17 protein-coding genes and 1 pseudogene are annotated in these 18,012 nt (G+C 55.7%); 8 read left to right on the forward strand and 10 right to left on the reverse strand.

Going from position 1 to position 18,012, the window contains the following annotated elements:
* Window positions 1–175: 175 nt before the first annotated feature.
* From ACRZ9X_RS05550 to ACRZ9X_RS05560, 3 genes are read right to left on the reverse strand one after another with little or no spacing between them, the layout of a single operon-like run.
* Window positions 176–1,165 carry a quinone oxidoreductase family protein gene (locus ACRZ9X_RS05550; protein WP_480516645.1) on the reverse strand — a complete coding sequence of 330 codons (990 nt, stop codon included), beginning with the start codon at window positions 1,163–1,165 and terminating at the stop codon, window positions 176–178.
* A gap of 36 nt (window positions 1,166–1,201) precedes the next feature.
* Window positions 1,202–1,849, reverse strand: coding sequence for a DsbA family oxidoreductase (locus ACRZ9X_RS05555; RefSeq protein WP_480516647.1), 648 nt, complete (start codon window positions 1,847–1,849; stop codon window positions 1,202–1,204).
* 1 nt (window position 1,850) lies between these two features.
* The gene (locus ACRZ9X_RS05560) at window positions 1,851–2,558 is read right to left on the reverse strand and encodes a glutathione S-transferase family protein (protein ID WP_480516649.1); all 708 of its coding nucleotides are present in this window, start codon (window positions 2,556–2,558) and stop codon (window positions 1,851–1,853) included.
* Between the two features lie 115 nt (window positions 2,559–2,673).
* Here ACRZ9X_RS05560 and ACRZ9X_RS05565 point away from each other — a divergent pair, with 115 nt between their 5' ends.
* The 6 genes and pseudogenes from ACRZ9X_RS05565 (at window position 2,674) to ACRZ9X_RS05590 (ending at window position 7,945) form a co-directional block, all read left to right on the forward strand.
* The gene (locus ACRZ9X_RS05565; protein ID WP_480516651.1) at window positions 2,674–3,048 is read left to right on the forward strand and encodes a winged helix-turn-helix transcriptional regulator; all 375 of its coding nucleotides are present in this window, start codon (window positions 2,674–2,676) and stop codon (window positions 3,046–3,048) included.
* Window positions 2,993–3,910 carry a hypothetical protein gene (locus ACRZ9X_RS05570; protein WP_480516653.1) on the forward strand — a complete coding sequence of 306 codons (918 nt, stop codon included), beginning with the start codon at window positions 2,993–2,995 and terminating at the stop codon, window positions 3,908–3,910. The genes ACRZ9X_RS05565 and ACRZ9X_RS05570 overlap by 56 nt, the downstream gene beginning before the upstream one ends.
* A gap of 186 nt (window positions 3,911–4,096) precedes the next feature.
* Window positions 4,097–4,807, forward strand: a pseudogene (locus ACRZ9X_RS05575) (haloalkane dehalogenase); the annotation flags it as partial.
* Window positions 4,808–4,917: 110 nt separating this feature from the next.
* On the forward strand, window positions 4,918–5,880 hold the full coding sequence (locus ACRZ9X_RS05580; RefSeq protein WP_480516655.1) for an HlyD family secretion protein: 963 nt from the start codon (window positions 4,918–4,920) through the stop codon (window positions 5,878–5,880).
* Window positions 5,877–6,803, forward strand: a complete 927-nt coding sequence (locus tag ACRZ9X_RS05585; RefSeq protein WP_480516657.1) for an ABC transporter ATP-binding protein — start codon at window positions 5,877–5,879, stop codon at window positions 6,801–6,803. Before ACRZ9X_RS05580 ends, ACRZ9X_RS05585 begins: the two co-directional genes overlap by 4 nt.
* Complete coding sequence (locus ACRZ9X_RS05590) at window positions 6,800–7,945, forward strand: ABC transporter permease (RefSeq protein WP_480516659.1); 1,146 nt, start codon at window positions 6,800–6,802, stop codon at window positions 7,943–7,945. The genes ACRZ9X_RS05585 and ACRZ9X_RS05590 overlap by 4 nt, the downstream gene beginning before the upstream one ends.
* A 195-nt stretch (window positions 7,946–8,140) precedes the next feature.
* On the opposite strand, the gene ACRZ9X_RS05595 is transcribed toward ACRZ9X_RS05590, so the two are convergent.
* From ACRZ9X_RS05595 to ACRZ9X_RS05615, 5 genes are all read right to left on the reverse strand, one after another.
* Window positions 8,141–8,797, reverse strand: coding sequence for a lipid-binding SYLF domain-containing protein (locus ACRZ9X_RS05595; RefSeq protein WP_480516661.1), 657 nt, complete (start codon window positions 8,795–8,797; stop codon window positions 8,141–8,143).
* Window positions 8,798–8,804: 7 nt separating this feature from the next.
* Window positions 8,805–9,914 (reverse strand): HlyD family secretion protein, encoded by a 1,110-nt coding sequence (locus ACRZ9X_RS05600; protein ID WP_480516663.1) that lies wholly within the window; start codon window positions 9,912–9,914, stop codon window positions 8,805–8,807.
* Window positions 9,915–9,989: 75 nt separating this feature from the next.
* Window positions 9,990–10,850 (reverse strand): tyrosine-protein phosphatase, encoded by an 861-nt coding sequence (locus ACRZ9X_RS05605; protein ID WP_480516665.1) that lies wholly within the window; start codon window positions 10,848–10,850, stop codon window positions 9,990–9,992.
* A gap of 90 nt (window positions 10,851–10,940) precedes the next feature.
* Window positions 10,941–11,693, reverse strand: coding sequence for a porin family protein (locus ACRZ9X_RS05610; protein WP_480516667.1), 753 nt, complete (start codon window positions 11,691–11,693; stop codon window positions 10,941–10,943).
* A gap of 73 nt (window positions 11,694–11,766) precedes the next feature.
* Window positions 11,767–13,422, reverse strand: a complete 1,656-nt coding sequence (locus tag ACRZ9X_RS05615; protein WP_480516669.1) for a sulfatase-like hydrolase/transferase — start codon at window positions 13,420–13,422, stop codon at window positions 11,767–11,769.
* Between the two features lie 268 nt (window positions 13,423–13,690).
* Between ACRZ9X_RS05615 and ACRZ9X_RS05620 the strand changes: the two genes are divergently transcribed.
* Window positions 13,691–14,671 (forward strand): helix-turn-helix domain-containing protein, encoded by a 981-nt coding sequence (locus ACRZ9X_RS05620; protein ID WP_480516671.1) that lies wholly within the window; start codon window positions 13,691–13,693, stop codon window positions 14,669–14,671.
* 174 nt (window positions 14,672–14,845) lie between these two features.
* On the opposite strand, the gene tnpA is transcribed toward ACRZ9X_RS05620, so the two are convergent.
* Together tnpA and ACRZ9X_RS05630 are read right to left on the reverse strand one after the other, a co-directional pair.
* Complete coding sequence (gene tnpA / locus ACRZ9X_RS05625) at window positions 14,846–15,091, reverse strand: IS66-like element accessory protein TnpA (RefSeq protein ID WP_480516673.1); 246 nt, start codon at window positions 15,089–15,091, stop codon at window positions 14,846–14,848.
* Window positions 15,092–15,408: 317 nt separating this feature from the next.
* Complete coding sequence (locus ACRZ9X_RS05630; protein WP_480516675.1) at window positions 15,409–16,119, reverse strand: M48 family metalloprotease; 711 nt, start codon at window positions 16,117–16,119, stop codon at window positions 15,409–15,411.
* A 645-nt stretch (window positions 16,120–16,764) separates the two neighbouring features.
* Between ACRZ9X_RS05630 and ACRZ9X_RS05635 the strand changes: the two genes are divergently transcribed.
* Window positions 16,765–17,850, forward strand: a complete 1,086-nt coding sequence (locus ACRZ9X_RS05635) for a hypothetical protein (RefSeq protein WP_480516677.1) — start codon at window positions 16,765–16,767, stop codon at window positions 17,848–17,850.
* Window positions 17,851–18,012 lie beyond the last annotated feature (162 nt).

The raw sequence follows: 18,012 nt of genomic DNA on the forward strand, positions 1-18,012 counted from the left end.
TGCCGAGATCAACCATCGCTTCCAAGCTTCGGCGGCGCAGTTCATTTGCCAACGTCGACCAATCACGACTGATGCCACGTTTTAGGCCGTTTGAAAGGCCTCGCGGAACCCAGTATGCCAATCGAGCACCGTTCCCCCGTGTCGAAGGTGAGTGCTTTTATCCCTGCAAGACCACTCATGGGACCAGGACAGTCGCACCAAGCGTGGTTCCGCTTTCAATTGCCTCATGAGCTTTGACGGCATCCTTGAGCGGGTATTCATAGTTAATGTTGGCATCCAGAATGCCGTCGCCGATGGCCTTGAACAAATCGCGGGCTGTCCATTCAAGATCCGATCGTTTGGCCACATAGTGCATGATCGCGGGACGGGTGATGAACAATGATCCTCGCCGTCCGAGATCTTGAATGATATCGACTGGATCGGGGGGGCCAGAGACGTGGCCGTAAGCAGCGCAGACACCCATCAGACGCAGACAATCCAGCGAGTCCTGCAATGTGTCTTTGCCGATCGCCTCGTAGACCACGGCGCATCCTTCACCATCTGTGACCTCACGTACGACATCGACAAAGCTCTGCTCCGACCGAACGACCGGGTGGCCGCACCCTGCGGCCCGCGCCACCTCAGCCTTTTCCGGCGTTGAAACGGTGCCGACGACAGTGGCCCCCAATGCTCGGGCCCATTGGCACAGGATCAACCCCATGCCACCTGCTGCGGCGTGGACGAGAATCGTATCCCCGGGTTGCACAGCGTAGGTCCGATGCAGAAGGTAATGCGCGGTCATGCCTTTCATCAAAAGGGCCGCCACTTGCTTGTAGTCTAGCCCATCCGGCAAGTGCAGCAGCTTATCCGCAGGGTAATTGCGTACCTCGGAATAGCTGCCCAATGGCGGGATGCCGTAGGCCACCCGGTCCCCGGTTTCGAAGCCGGTCACGCCGTCCCCAACACCTTCGACAATCCCAACACCTTCGAACCCGATCACGACCGGCTCATCCGGCACTGGCCATGGATGAGAAATGCCTCCGCGATGATAGGTGTCGGCAAAGTTCACACCAACAGCGGTGTGCTTCAGCCGAACCTCTCCTGGGGCGGGATTAGGGACAGGCCAATCTTCCCACACCATGCAACTGGGCGGACCCTTCTTGTGGATCACCTGTGCTTTGCTCATTGTATTTCCTCCCCTAGCCGCGGTTGCTTGGCGAACCTAAGCGGCTTCTGTTTCCACCAGATGTTGTAGAATTCGAGCGTAGTTGTCCTCGCCCTGCGCCCCGCTGACGAGGTGCTGGCGTTGAAAGATCATTGCGGGCACGCCGGTTACGCCGCGGGACGTCCAGAACTGCTCTTTCTGGCGCACGATCTCGGCCGTTTCACCGGATGCCAGCATGGCCAATGCCGTATCACGATCCAACCCGATGCTTTGTGCGATTTCGGCCAAGACACTTGGGTCATTCAGGTTCTTACGCCATGTGAAAAAGGCTTCAAACAGCGCAAGCTTCGCCTCATGCGCAAGGTCCTGATCCCCGGCCCATTCAATCAGTTGGTGAGCGCGGTAGGTATTCACCATCCGCATGTCGTCCGCGTAGTTGAAGGTCAACCTCAAGGCTTTGCCCAATTCCGTGAGACGCGCACGAGCCTTCTTTGAGCCTTCCGGTGTGGTTCCATACTTAACTGCAAGATGCTCGCGCAAATTCTCACCCTCTTCAGCCATCTGCGGATTGAGCTCGAAGGGATGCCAATGAACCTCGATCCCGATACCGGTTTCATCCGCTGCCTTGACCAATTGGTAATACCCGATGGCACACCATGGGCAGACGACGTCCGAAACGATGTCTACGCGAATAGGTTGGGTCATCTCAGGCCTCCTTGAACCGTGCGGCATTTGCATTGGCGGCTGCATCAATATCCCCTTTGCCAAAGGCTGATGGCCTCGGTTCTGGCAATTGCAACGCCTCTTGGACCTTTGGCATCGCATCCAGGCGGTCGAACCAAGCCTGCAGATGGGGCAGCCCCTCCACGCTGACTGTGGCCCAGAAATAGCTTCTCGCCCAAGGGTAAGTTGCGATGTCTGCAATCGACATTGCGTCGCCCACAAGCCAATCCCGCCCTTCCAGTTTCGTGTCCAGCACTTCCAACAGGCGCCTGCTTTCATCCACGTATCGTTTGATGGCGTAAGGCACGTCATCGCCATTGGGCTTGGCAATTCGTTGAAAGAACATGGCTTGTCCCATCATTGGGCCAATACCGCCCATCTGGAACATCAACCATTGCAAGGTCTCTGAACGTTCCTTCGGATCATGGCTGAGGAAGCGATCGAATTTCTCCGCCAGGTACCAAAGGATGGCTCCGGACTCGAAGACCGCAAAGTCTCCATTTCCACGGTCCACGATCGTGGGAATGCGCCCATTGGGGTTGAGCTTCATGTAGGCCGGCGCTTTCTGCTCTTTCTTGGAAAAGCTGATCGGTACCATGTCGTAGTCAATTTCTGCCTCGTGCAGAAAGATTAGCGGCTTCCAACCGTTCATAGTGTTCGCAGTATAAAGAAGAATGTCGGGCTTGGGCATATCTGGATCCAGTGATGTCTATTGGTGCTTGACAGCGTGTGTGTGTTGCCGAAATCTTTGAGCAACGCGCACAAATTGCAACCAGTATACTTTTGGTAACCTAATCGGGATCGAAATGAGGGCACGGGTCAAACAAGACGAACTGGGGCGGCGACATGCGGTCGAAGCCTGTGTCGAGCCCTGCGCCATTGAGCGCGGCATGCGAATTATTGGCGGCAAGTGGACGGGTTCAATCCTGTGGCATCTCAAGGACGGCCCGGTCCGGTTCAACGATCTTGCCCGAATGATTGGCGGGGCGAGCAAGAAGATGATTGTCGAGCGGCTGCGCCAACTCGAGACGCAAGGATTGGTGCGACGCGAGGTTTTGGATTCCGCTCCCGTCTCGGTCCAGTATGAAATCACGAACTTCGGCCGAACCGCGTTGACGTTCCTCGATGAACTCAGAAGATGGAGCGAGGGATTGCCGCAAGAGACGACAGCGGATGCCTGAACTAAGCCGACAGAGGCCTGATCCGATCCCAACCATCCAGCCTGTCCCGGAATATGCAGCTGATGCGGCGCTGGCAGACGTTTACGAACGCACCAAACGCGGTCTTGGTGTGCCATGGATGGGTGTCGTCGCGATGGCCTTCGCTCACTACCGAAATTTTTACGACTGTCTGTGGCAAGCGATGGAGCCTGCCGTGGCGACCCAAGCGTTCGCAGACGCTTGTCGGGAACTGCGGGCGGTCGCGGAGCAAGAAGCAGCATCCCTTGGTCCTGCTGCCATTCGCCCAAAACTCACCACATTGGGCTACGATGATCGAGAGATCGAAGAAATCAAAAACTGCAACGAGATCTTTTCGTCCGGCAACATGCCGTACGTGCTCATGGCGACCTTGGCGCGTCTATTGCTGGAAGGTAATGCCTGGGACGGCAACGGTCCTACGCAACCGCACGATGCACGGGGCACTACAGCTATGAAGCCCGTGCTGATCGAGCCGCATCATGCGGACCCGGTTATTGCAGCGCTTTATGCAGATATCCGGCAAACGCTTGGTTTGCCCTTTGTGAACACGGACTACCGCGCCTTTGCACGGTGGCCAAGCTACTTCGATCCCGCATGGACCGATCTGCGATCAATTGTTCTATCGGGAGAACATGAACATGCTGTCAGGCATGTGCACGAGGCGGCCGTGTCACTGGCCTTCGGACTGCCCAATATGTCCAAAATCGCGCCACTGCAGCTCATGTGCTGTGCCGAACGCGATGCACAACTAAGCGAAGTTCTGTCAGTGGTGAGATTATTTCAATGGCTTCTGCCCGGGCTGGCGGTGAACGTCGCAGTATTGCGGCATCAACTTCTGAAATAGGAACGACATCCTCACTATCTCAGGCCAGGCGGCGCTTTTAGGGCTCAAGTCTCTCGCGGAAGATTTGCTCGGATTTTTCAAGCAAGTTACTGATAGTTTGCCGAGTAAGGCCTAGGCCGGGATGTTGTTTTCTTGAGTTCGCGTCGGCATTGAGTAAGTAAAGTCGCTTATGCCGCCAGGCAGGGCCGCGCTATCGCGATGGATCTGATCGGCCTGGGCAAATCGGATAAGCCGGATATTCCCAATCGCTTTGTCGACCACGTTCCCTACGTTGACGGCTTCATCAAGGCGCTGGGGCTGAAGGACATGACGCTGGTCATCCATGACTGGGGCTCGGCATTGGGGTTCCACTATGCGCACCGGCATCCTGAAAACACCCGCGGCATCGCGTTCATGGAGGGCGTCATTCGCTTGATGAGCTGGGGCGGGTTCCCGCCCGACTTCCGCGCCGGGTTTCGCATGATGCGGACGCCCGGGCTGGGGTGTATGATGATCTCGGGTCTAAATATGTTCGTCGAGAAAATCCTGCCAAGCGCCGTTGTGCGCGACCTGACACCGCAGGAAATGGAGCGCTATCGAGCGCCATTCCCCACCGCGCGCAGTCGCAAGCCGGTTCGGGTGTGGCCTTGTGAAATACCGATCGACGGCACACCTTCGGACGTTCACGACATTGTCGACGCCTACAGCCGTTGGCTGAGAGAAACTCAGATCCCGATGCTGATGTTCCATGCGAAACCCGGAGGCATCATCGGGCCAAAAGAGGTCGCTTGGTGCCGCCAAACCATCCAGAATCTCGACGTGGTGGATATCGGCGAAGGCATTCATTTCCTGCAGGAAGATAACCCCCATCTGATCGGAAAAAAGCTGGAGGACTGGCTGGCGCGGCTGCCCGCATGACCCTGTCCTGCCATCTGCGGTGACTGAACCGTATACATAAATCGGATTTCCTGATTTTATGCTTTGACGATCGCCCAATGCGTTCAAAGGCCAAGCACCGGAGGGAAGCCTTGTTGAATCTGACGATCCCCTTACCTTTGATCCTGGCGGCTGTCCTGCCCGCCTTTCTGGACCGGTGCTCTGGGTCCGATACCGGCGTCGCTTTGGGCGTATTGGCGCGCGACCGGGTGGCTTTGACCGCGACGGCCAGCGAAATCGTTGTCGATTTGCCGATTGCCGAAGGTGCTGTGGTGAAGGCTGGCGACACGCTGGTTCAGCTTGACCCCACCCTGCAAAGCGCAAAGCTGGCACTGGCACTGGCTGAACTGGAAAGGACGCAGGCCACGCTTCTGAAACTGCAGGTGGGCCCGCGCGAGGAAGAGATTGCGGTTGCCGAGGCCAAGGTTGCAGGCGCTGTTGCGCGCCTTGCCGATGCCGAGGCCATCTATGACCGAAACGCCAGACTGGTCGAAAACTCGGTCGTGACCGAGGCGCAGGTGGCAAATGATCTGGCCCTGCGCGATTCCGCGCGGGCTGAACTGGCCAGCGCTCAGGAGTCCCTGAAAGAGCTACAAAACGGCACCCGCCCTGAAGACCTTGCAGTTGCCGAGGCCAATGTGCGGGCGGCAGAAGCCTCAGTCGCCGCCGAACAGACCGTGTTGGACGATTTGACGGTCACTGCCACCCGCGACGGCGTGTTGGATTCCCTTCCGTGGAATTTGGGCGAACGTGTAACCTCCGGCAGCCCGGTTGCCGTGATGGTCACGGGCCAGACGCCGTACGCGCGCGTCTATGTGCCAGAGCCGCATCGCGTCAATCTGAAACCCGGCGACAGGCTGGACGTGCGCGTTGACGGGCTGGCCGATCCGCTGGACGGGGTGATCCGCTGGATCAGCGACGATGCGTCGTTCACGCCCTATTACGGTTTGAACCAGGATGACCGGACTCGTCTTGTTTATCTGGCCGAAATTGACCTGCCCACCGCATCCCCGGACCTGCCCGCCGGAGTGCCCGTGCAGGTCCCCATGCCATGAACGATGTCGTCGTCTCGACGAAAGGTCTGACCCGCCGGTTCGGGGACAACACTGCCGTGAACAATCTGGACCTCGAAATCCGAACCGGCCAGATCTACGGCTTTCTCGGCCCCAATGGCTGCGGTAAGACCACCACCATGCGCATGCTGACCGGGCTGCTGACCCCCAGCAGCGGGGCAGTCTCGGTTCTGGGTCAATCGATGCCCGAGGCGGCAGAGCCGTTGAAGAATGAGATCGGGTATATGACCCAGATCTTCTCGTACTACCGTGACCTGACCGTGCTTGAAAACCTCCGGTTCGCGGCAGAGATTTATGGCATTCCCGTGAGAACGGCTAAGGATCGGATTGACGAGTTACTTCAGACCTATGATCTGACAACGAACATCAATCAACTCAGCGGCAGTATGAGCGGCGGACAACGACAAAAACTCGCCCTTGCGGCGACGGTCATGCATCGACCCAAATTGCTGTTTCTGGACGAGCCGACCTCCGCCGTTGATCCCGAAACCCGCCGCACATTCTGGGAGCAATTGTTCGATCTGGTCGATCAGGGCGCGACGATGATCGTCTCGACCCATTTCATGGACGAAGCCGAGCGCTGTCACCGGCTGGCGATCCTGCAACACGGTGTGAAAAAGGCCGACGGGTCTCCACGCCAGTTGATGGATGATCTGCAAGCCGATGTTGTCGAAGTTGAAGGCCCGGACCTGCGCAAGGTCAAACACGCGTTGGACGGTCAGTCCAAGATTCTGTCGACCGCGCAAGTCGGGTCGCGGCTGCGTGTGCTGGTGGACAAATCCGAGCCTCAGCCGGTGGATATGCTACGCAGCCAGCTTGCTGCGTTTGCCAACCTGTCGCTGACCCCGCAGCGGCCAAATCTGGAAGACGTGTTCGTCAGCGCCACACGGGGCCTGGAACAGTGATCTCTCCTCGTCGCATTGCCGCTGTACTGAAGAAAGAGCTGCTGCAACTGCGGCGAGACCGGATGACGTTCGCCATGGTGATCATGATCCCGCTGATCCAACTGCTGCTGTTTGGCTATGCGATCAACACCAACCTGCGCCATGTGCCCGTCGCGGTGGTGGATCAGTCCGGAACCGAACTATCCCGCACACTGGCGCAGATCGTTCAGGCCACGCAGGTCGTGACCATCACCGAACAGCTGACCACCCCGCAAGAGGCCGAACGCGCGATCACTGAATCCCGCGTGCGCGCCGCGCTGATCATCCCGCCGGATGTCAGCCAGCGACTTGCCCGCAGCCCGTCGGTCGGGCTGGGCTTGCCCGACGCAACCGACCAGACCAGCAGCCGGCCTGTTGCCCATTGGATCGTCGATGGTTCGGACACGATGGTGGCCAGCGCGATCAAATCCCTGCGCACGATGCCTTTGACCGAATTGCTGCAACAGCCGCCAAACCGGCAGGTGCCCACGTTCGAGGTGACGCTTTATTTCAACCCCGAGCAGCGGTCGGCGGTCAATATCGTGCCGGGTCTTGTCGGTGTGATCCTGACCATGACGATGATCCTTTTCACTTCAGCCGCCATCGTCCGCGAACGCGAGCGGGGCAATATGGAGATGCTGATCAACACCCCGATCAAATCGATCGAACTGATGATCGGCAAGATCATCCCCTATATCTTTCTGGGCCTGATACAGGTCGCAATCATCCTCGGCCTCGGGCACGTCCTGTTCGATGTCCCGATCAATGGCGGGCTGGGTGTGCTGTTGGTGGTGACGTTGCTGTTCATCGTCGCCAGCCTGTCGCTGGGACTGGTGATTTCCACGCTTGCAAAGAACCAGCTTCAGTCGATGCAGATGACCATCTTTGTCCTGTTGCCCTCGATCCTGATGTCCGGCTTCATGTTCCCCTTCGACGGAATGCCACAGCCCGTCCAGATGATTGCTCAGGTCCTGCCGGCAACGCACTTTATGGAAATGATCCGCGGTGTGGTCCTGCGGGATGCGTCGCTGTACGACTTGCGCTGGGGAATTCTCTGGATGATCGGATTTGCGGCATTCGGGCTGCTAGCGGCAACTCTGAGGTTCAAGAAGCGGTTGGGTTGACGACGGCCCATATTAGATCTTGAGCGAGGCCTTCAGATGCTGCAGCAGAGCCCGCCTTCCGAACTTTCGTCGCGATTACAAAAGACAGAGGCAACAAACTCACAGTCTGCGGGACAAAGCTGCCGTAGGCTCTTTCGTTTCGGATGACCGGTATCAGCATGTTGGATCATGGGGAGCCCTGAGTGCATTCCTTCGTCACTTGTCGAGCTGACTGATCTTTGTCCCCTGAAGACTGGTTCCGGCCATCAACCCTTCTTGGCCGAACACTATCGGTACGATGTCGCCCTGAAGGTCATTTGTTCCCATAGACGCAGACCAGCCCTGGTCTCCGCCAACCAGTGTTGGTCCAGTACCGGCTTCCCAGCCTCGGTTGTCACGGAAATATTCCAGCGCGGATGTGTTCATAAAGAACATCGCGTATGAGAACTGCTGCACGCCTGCCTGAAACCCGTATGACGCGCCAGCGATGCTGTAGTAACCGGTCGTGGCATCGTTTTCGCGCATGGCTCCCTCGCCGAACTGGCCACCAACCCCGAAGCCCCCTTTTGTAATCTTCGGGAACACCAATATGGCTACCGCTTGTTCGGACAGGTCTCTGGCTTCGGATGAGCTTTGGTACAATTGATCGAGCGCAACGGTGACCTCGCTGTCGATCTCGGTTGGGGTAGAAACACTGGTCGCGTCCAAAACAGTTTCGCCCGCAGATTCTGCGACGTCCCCGGCCTTTTTCGCAACACCTGCTACGCCTTTCATCGCTTTGTCCAGAGGGTTTTGCGCATCTGCGGGTGAGCCGGCGAGGCTGTATGCAGCACCAAGTATGAAAGCGCCAAGGAAGGATTTGGTGAGTGACATCTTATCCTCATATGTAGTTGAGCTTCTTGGTGATCCAGAACAGTATCTCGGCAAGTACGGAAATGGCTCCGGCCTCTTGGGTGATCACAAGTGCTGTCCCGGATGCGCCCAGTTTGGTTACATCTGCGTTCAGATCGTCGGGGATGTTGGCGATGACGGTGTATTCGGAAGACCCGGCCAGTTCACGCAAGGACGGAAGGCCAGACCTTAAATCCAGCGCGCCTTCGCTCGTGGCGGGGGGAATGTCTCGAATGGTTGTTTCGAACTCTCGTCCGGGTGCGCCTCTAAGTGCAATCCGAATTTTGTCGCCTGCATGAACGTTCTGAAGGCTGCTCAGGGGCAGGGTTGCGATCAGAACCCGATCCTCGGGTACTACGAAATTGATCGCGCCTTGCAATGTTGTGACCCGATTGCCTGGACGCAGGGACAACCCGGTCACCACGCCATCAGAAGGGGCGCGGACCACGGTTTGCTCCAACGTCCATTGGGCCTGCGCCAGCAGGTTTTCGACTTCAACCACCCCGACGTCGACGCCGTCGACCTGCGCGGCGATACGGCGTTCAAGGCCGGCTTTGCGCGCTTTGGCAGCGCGCAGGCCAGCCTCAAGCTGGTCAATGGCGGACATGGCTTCCTGTAGTTTGAATTCCGACGACGCCCCACGATCAGCAAGACGGATAATGTCATCGCGACGCGCCACGCCAAAGGTCAGTTGCGCCTCAAGAGACGCTATATCTGCGTCGGCGGCATCAAGATCATGCCTTAGTTGATCGGCCTCGGCCTGAGCCGAAGCCAGCGACGCCTCCAGTCGCGCAACCTCTGCCGCCTGTTCTGTGTCATCGATGCGGAACAGGACGTCGCCTGCTTTGACCGGCTGATTGGCTTTGACCGCAACTTCAACTACCGGCCCCGACACGTTTGGTGCGATATTGATGACAGCACCTTGAACGGACGCGGTGCCGGACGGGGTCGTGTGATTCAACGCACCGATCACCACAAGTGCAATGATCACGCCGCCGCTGTAGATGACTGTTTTGGATACAGCGTTCCATGGCAGAAGCCTGAGTTTGGAAAACACAAGCCACGCGATACCAAAATACAGCCCGAGGACTATCAGCATGTTTTAGCGCCTTATCCTAGCGTGTCTTGGTCGCAAGTGTTTGGTTGTGCCGAACAAAATCACGGTCGAATTGGATCATTCCAGGTAACGATTGCGCAGCTTTTCCAAGTCGTCATCCGTCAAGCCGAGACCTTCAAGCAGGTAGTTATCCACCGAACCATAGGTTTCGTTCACGCTTTTGTAGAAGTTGTCCAAATACCCCATTCGAACACCCAACGAGGGCCACACGGCCTCGGGCGGCATACTGGTGCCGTGTTCAGCGTTAACCTGCTCTGCGATCTTCACAGACGCGTTGTCGGCATCCTTGAGAACGTTGCTCATCATGAAATCCGCCTCAATCTCGTCTCGCGTGACCCCCAAGGCGCTCAGGACCAGGGCAGTGGTGACACCGGTTCTGTCTTTCCCACCCGAACAATGGTAGAGCACGGCTTCACCTTCGGGCTGGTTGATCAGCACGTCAAACACGTCCCTTAGTTCTTCCGTATAGTCAGTCGGGATATATCCGAAGGCATCGAAAAAAAGCGTATCCGTTTCTTCTTCGGTTGCGGTCCCGGACTTGATGCTTGCGCGCATGTCTTCGATCATCTGAGCCTCTTTTTCCATCACCGCAAAATTGTAGCGCGCGGGTCCTTGTCCATCGGGCCAGAGAACTGGATCGGCGGTCGCTTCCAACGTGGTTCTAAGATCGACAATGGACGTCACGCCGAGGTCTTCGACGAGGGTCATCCCTGCCGTCCCCATGTCATCGATTTCACCGGAACGGATAAGCTGTCCCTTTCGAACTGTGCGGCCGTCTTTGGTTTTAAGACCACCAAGGTCTCTGGTATTGGCAACGCCTTCGATTGGGATGGCGCGGTCCTCGTTGGCTTGCGCTTGATCTGTAACTGCCAAAGCGCAAAGGGCGACAGCTACGATTGTTGCTCGTGCGATTTTCATTTGCTTACTCCTCCTGAGTGTATACGAAGCTGTGTTCGACGCTCCTGGCTTCACAATTTAAGAACTTCAAAACGGCATCTCGTGATGGCTTCAGAAATCGAACCGAGCGCCGACGAAGGGGCCGTCAAAGGTCAGATCCGAAATCGCCTGTGAATTTCCGATGTTCCAATCCAGGTACCGGTAGCCCACCACCAGATCCCAGTTGTTGATCTTGTAATTAGCCGCCAGGCTTAGCTGTGTTGTCAGGTCGCTTTCTCCGGCGCCGATATCTGCGTAATATGACATACCCCAACGGTCGCTGAACTGACGCGTTCCACGTATGCCAACAACAGCGTCCCAGTTGTTGATCGAACCGGAAACACGTTGCGAGCCGCCGCCGACGGCAAGGTCAACAGTATTGTCCAGATTAAGGCTTCTGACCCCGCCTAAAACAATGAAACGGGCATCTGTTGCGTCGATCAAGTCATACCCAACCGACCCCGTAAACACCGTCCCTTCAACATCAACGTCAGCGGAGACCGGAATTCCTGGACCAACCGCACTGTCCTGATCGTTGCTCAGGTTGAGGTACAACGCGTCAACAAATACCGAGACTTTACCGCGTCGCGCTTCGAGAGCGCCCATAAACCCGAAATCCAGATTGTCCAGAATGTCGCTGAAACCGATGTCGATGCTGTTTCCTGTTGTTGTTTCACCGCTTAAAGCAGGCATCCAGAGATACAGGTAGCCGGTGAAGTCCCAGGTCGGATTTTCCGCACGTGCGGATGGCGCAACCCCGATGCAAAGCGCGCAAGCAAGCACAGGTAACCGCCATTTATTTCCGGCGAAAAAGGTATTTTTCATTTCCGGGGCCTTTATGACATTTCAAGTTTGAATGCGGGCGCAGAGTTGAAGCCTCCGCGCCCGGCCGAATGGCTTATTGCCAGCTCATGAACACGTCGCGCGTTTCTTCGCTTTCGGGACGCAGGTTCTCGATACCGCCATAAGGAATGTCCTTGCCGATTTCCGAGTTTGGATACTTGGCCATCATTTTCTGATGGCGCTTGACCATGTCCTGAAACGAGGCTCCGGCCCAAAGAGAATACCCAACCAACGGGTGTTCTTCGCGCGGATCCCGATAGACATTATAGGTTGGCGCGGCAGCACCCGGCGCGCCCGGCGCAGGCAGATGCATCTTGAATTCCTGCTTGACGATAGACCGCAGAACAGGACCTTCGTAGACATACACGTAGTCGCGTCGCCCGTTGCCCTCACCCTCTAGCAGCAATGCTGTTTGGTCGATGCCATCAATCACCCGGTCACGCGGGATGAAATCTGTCGCCCCAGCAATACGCGCAATCGTCGTGTAGATGTCTGAGACGTGAAAGATGTCGCCAGCGGCACTATCGGCTTCAATCACACCTGGCCAGCGAATAAATGCATCCGTACGAACGCCGCCTTCCAGATGCTGGGTCTTGCCACCGCGATAGATGAGCTGGTTCAGACCCGATGTTCCTTCGAAATGGTACATCAGGCCGTTGTCGGCCATGATCATAACGATGGTATTGTCGGCCTCACCCGTCTCTTCCAGTTTGGCCAGTACCTCTCCGATCCATCCATCCAAAAGCTGGAGCTTGTCCGCGTGGAAACCTCCGTTACGCGAAAGGGCCTGATCAGGATATACAAAGTTCAACGGATAGAGAGGCCAGTATTGCAGAAAGAACGGCTCGTCAAACGCGGCAACACGCTCTAGCTGTTCCAGTGTTTGTGCCTGATAGCGTTCATTCATCTCTTCGTATTTGGCTTGGGTCCACTCTTCGCCCGGAGCCATTTTAACCTCGCGCGCGAGTCCACCTGCTTCGGCCTCAACCCCAGTCACCAAACCGTAAGGTTTGAAGCGTTCATCCAGCAAAAACTGGTTGTTCTGACCCGAGGCGTGGTATCCTAGCATATTGTTCGCCTGCATAGCCTCGCGGGTCATCAGACTTAGCTGCACCTGTTGGTGCAGGGGAAAAGCCGCATAGTCGAACCCCTGATTGTGAGGATACGCTTCTTCGATATCGCCCTGATGCCATTTGCCGACATGAGAGGTATTGTACCCTGCCTGCTTGAGGATTTCCGGCAATGTAACTTCGCTTGCTGGTAGGCCTTCGCCGACCAGGGCCACCTTGACCTCTTCGACGCCCGCGCGGATCGGATGGCGCCCAGTCAACATGGCGGTACGTGTCGGCGTACACGAGGGTTCGGTATACATGCGCATAAACGACATGCCTTCCCGGGCAAAATCGTTGATGTTGGGTGTCTCGATCCCCATCACATAGTTCATCTTTCGCTCACCCATCTGACCAAAGCTGATGTCGTCGATCAGAATGTACAAAAAGTTTGGGGGCTTGCCGCCGTTGGCGGTGCGAATCTCAGCAAGTTTAGAGTCGATCTCGACATCTTGCGCATCCCATTGCTCGCCAAATTGAGCACGCAGGAAGTCAAACTCGCCGTCATGAACAATTGGTTCACTCTGCGCGGAAACATGCGCGCCTGATAACAACACAAGCATGGCAGCAGCTGACGCCATGTAAGATAATTTAGTCTTCACTGCGGGTTCTCCTGTTGGTAGCCACTTCTTGCAACGCCTCGGCAAGAAGGTCGTGGCATTGGGCCGATAGTGATTGTTCGGATTGATCTGCTAATTCTGTAAGACGCTGGTATTCGGGCGGAGTAACAAAGGTCACAACCCTCTCGGAGCGGGCGTCGGCATCGGGCAGACGAGGCCTGCCCATGCGCGGGTTCGAAGCTTGGCGCGACACTTGACTTGGCCCCCCTCCAGTTTGTTTTCTTTACCGGTAAAGTGTCAGGATGCTGAAATGGACCACATCAAAAATCGGCCAAACTTGCATGAAAACGATGCTGGCACCCGTCATGCCGCTTCTCCTGCGCTCAGGTTCGATTTGATGCATCCCAATGATCTTGCGGCGATGACACCATGGGAGATGGATTTTCGTCAGTTGGACCCTGGACACTTGTCGACACAGATCACTGTTCGTTCCAGCCAGAACGCTTCTGTGCTGAACATCTCGCTCAGTGGTGCCGTCCATCAACGCGGTGTCTCACCTGACGGCTGGAGCACATTCGGTATCTCACGTCAGGGCACCTTGAACTCCTGGCAGGGGTGCGACATGGAGTACGACGCTTTCCTTAGCTTCGGTAACAATGATGGGTTCGATGGTGTATCGACGGATCGCTTCTTTGGCAATGTTGTGTCGTTTAACACTCGGCGTTTAGAGAGCCTTGCGCAGTCTTGTGGATACTTTCTGGAAATTGACAACCCGGCGGTGAGGTTGGAGATATCCGAGAACAATGCTCACAGGATGGACCGGTTGGAACGCAGGATGGGAACGTTGTTGAACAGCACGAAGGAGCTGTGGTCAGAGGATGTTGATGAGGACTTGATGGTTGAAGTGCTGACCATTCTGACAAGCAGCTCCGTCCACAGGGATAAAAGTTCAGCCCAAACCAGGCGTCGCGCGCTCAACCGGGCGTTAGAGTTGATGAACGGCAATTTGCACAACCCTGTTTCAATCGAAGAGCTATGTACAGCAAGTGGCGCTTCACTGCGTACTTTGAACCGGGCATTTAAAGAACGGTTTGGACATGGTCCAAAGACCTACTACATCCGTTTGCGGCTGGATGGCGTCCGTGAAGACTTGCTCAAGGAAACTTCTTCAGAAACAATTGCTGACATTGCTAACAAGCACGGGTTTTGGCACATGGGTCAATTCGCACGGGACTATCGCTTGTTTTTTGGTGAATTGCCATCAAAGACGCTGATGAAGCGCGGTGCTTGATCGAACCTAAATCGCATCCAGTAAGCAGTTAAAGTGTTCGACTTGTGGTCCGTATCCAAAATTGTAGCGGTCACAGCAGTGACGAGAGCGAAATGATATGTGGTTATAAATCGCGGATTCGAAGGGGATCAGGTTGTCGCACTTCTACGAAGCGCGTCCAACCACTTGGGCCGGTCAGGTTACGGACTTTGGCCGTGAAGGCTCTGCAATCACCTCCACCGGCAGAAACTTGACCTCATCCTCGGCGGCCTGAATGTCCGGCACAAACTTCGGGTCTTTCAACCAGTTGAAAACCTGGTTGGCGTTCAAATCGTAGCGCCGCGCCACCTGAGCAACCGAAACACCAGGAACAACGGTCTGCGCACAAATCATGCGCTTCTCGTCATCGCTCCACTTCCTGCGCTTGCGCCGCTTCGCCATCCCGGCCCCTTAAGTGTCCACTTAGCTAAGTGGACACTATCCGACATTAGCGCTCCTCTGGCAGGGCAGTCAGACCGGACGCTTACCAGCTCCCCTAATTTGATCCCATTGTTTCGGACTAAACCTGACACTTGCTGCCAGAAATCACCGTTCACAGCATGGCGGCATTACGCGTTTCTTGATCGTTGGTCAAACGCACTATGGGGAAGAAAAACTCTTATTTTAGGCTGCAACGTCCGAGCACGGTTCGTTCCAGACCTTTATCATTCAGCTTTGCAAAACCGAGATCAGGATTTCAAAACACAAATTCAAATTGGTCAACGACCGATTTGGGTCATTGTATCTTGCACCGCATAATATCGTTGAGCATTTGGAGGATGTGTCCCTAGAAAACGATCACCAGGATCAGGAACTCGTGCGAAATACAGCGCACCTTTGAGAGGATCATATCCCGCCTTGTAGGCTATAACCGTACCTAGTCGATCAGCTTCCAGTTCAAAGTTTTTTGAATAGCTGCGCCCTCCAACAAAGGCCCCAATGTCTTGTGCTGCGGCAATATCATTCGGCCCAGACCCCGCAATTGTCGCTAATCCCGCCAAAAGCACCGCACCAACTGCCGCATTTTGGGCCTGTCGCGCCAAATGCCCTTGAACGTGGTGAGCGGCCTCATGCGCCATAACAAATGCAAGTTCATCGGTATTGTTCACATTCCGTGTCAGCGCTTGGGTCATTGTGATAACAGGGCGTCCTGACTTGCTTAAACTCTGATACGCGTTTGAGGGTGCATTCTTGTTTGGATCAATTCGGATCAAAAAATCGCAATTCACTCCCCGCGTTTGGCGGCGACATTCCCGCTCTGCGACGGGCTCAATTCGAGAGGCGACCTGCCGAAATCTAACTTGTGCCTGTTGTGAACTGGCCGGAGCACTCGTGCGACCGGGATTTGGGATAGATGCTGATGGCGGAGGCACGGTTGAAACGCATCCCGCCAGCAACAATGCAGCCAATACGAAGATACTCTGCTTCATAAATACCTCTTTCTATTTTCTAAAGAGCCGGAATGGAGCTCGTAGTCGTTGGTAGAGCAACGTCCTATCCCGAACTTTAGGACCTGTGTAAATTGTTATTCAATATCAGTGGAGATTCGGTGCAATCGCATCATGATTTAGCTGCCGCCAAAATGGTAAGCAACGCAAATGGCTTTGAGCCGAGTGGCCAGCCGGTCCGCGCCCCCGTCACCAACGAGCTGAACCGCGCTGAACACCACATCCGAGGCCCCGACTTTCGCTGCACGGCGACTTCAAATCTATCTACTTTACGGCAAAGGGAATACTGCGAGTACATGTATAACTCAACGAGTGTTCCCGTTATTGGCTAACCGTTGACACTCCCTGCAAGTCGCTCTTGCGGCGAGTCACGGCCCATTGCGGACCTTGATCGACGATCGCCAATGCTGCGACGTGCCCGTCAAACCGGACTTTCGCCGCACCGCCGCAATCCCGACGTATTCTAACTCACACATCGCGGGACGAACTTGCCGTTCGGCAATCATTTTAGACGGTCTTCTTTGGGTAGCTGCTGTTCACATACCGTATCCTCTATCGGCGGCACCTGTCACAAATCAGTGCTAGGCTAAATGTAATGCTTTATTGGGATGAACGGAGGCTGCATTAATGAAACTCGCCGTCTGGAACATGGAATGGCTCAACGACCTCGTTGATAGCAATGCAAGCGCACTCAAACTAGGTGACCGTAATGTGCGCGGACCCTGTCCACCTTGGGAAAACGAGGGGCCCACAGTTGCGGAGCGCATCGCGTTGCTGCGCGAGGGTCTTGCTGACCTAGACCCGGATATACTGCTGATTGTCGAAGGTCCTGATCGGACTGAAGATATGGAAATCCTCATGGCCTCCATCTCCGATGCGGAATGGACAATACATATTCAGCGTTCGCACTTTCCTTCCGCCCCGGACAACTCACGTCAAAACACCTCAACTCAATGCGTGGGCATCGCACTCAGAACAGATCGTGGAATTTTTGCTGACACGCCAATGACCACCACAGATGTGGAGGACCCTGCTTACGGGCTGATCCATACTGCGACAGAACCGTTCTTCCTCGACCTCGGTGCTGACAAAGTGCCCGAATGGTTCCGTTATGAGCTCCGCCCCCTCTGGGTCACGATCCACCCGGCACAGGGATCAGATTTCAATGTCATGGGCCTTCATTTGAAATCGAAGGGAATCTTTGCCGCGCATGAATGGTCGCGCTGGTGGCAACTAGCAGATGCAAATAGAATGCGTTTACTGGCGCAGTGTCGCCACATTCGCGAAGCTTTTCTGGATGTATACCTCTCCGACCCCGCGTCGCTCCCGCTTATCGTGGCCGGTGACATCAATGATGGCCCAGGTTTCGACACATCAGAAATGCGGCTTAACGCTAGCGGGGTCGAGACGTTGATGGGTTCCGTCTGGAAACCAGATCTAAGCCTCGGCAATTCGCTCTTCGATGCTTTGATTGACCGCGATCGAGCGCGCCTTGATTTTAGTGAAGTGACAACGACGCGTTTCGCTGATCCGATTTTCAACGATACCTACCATAGAGTGATGATCGACCACATTCTCTATTCCCGAAACACTCCGGACTGGGTGTCTCCAGATGAGGTCCCGCGTGAGACGGCGGCTGGCACCGAGTACTGGAAGATTTCCGACCACTTTCCTGTCGTAGTCGATATCACCCCGCCAAACGTTGGCACCTGAAAACAGCGTCAGTTCCGGCCCTTAGCCGACATTCAGCACGGCACCGGTATTCTGCGGACGCCGCCCGCTTTGCTGACATTCGCTGCAAATGCATAATCTCGGAGTCTTCGAATTCACCGGATGCGGGACGAAGCGTCAATTCGCTTCGGTTGAACGAACGGC

This window comes from Ruegeria sp. AL1, assembly GCF_056540905.1.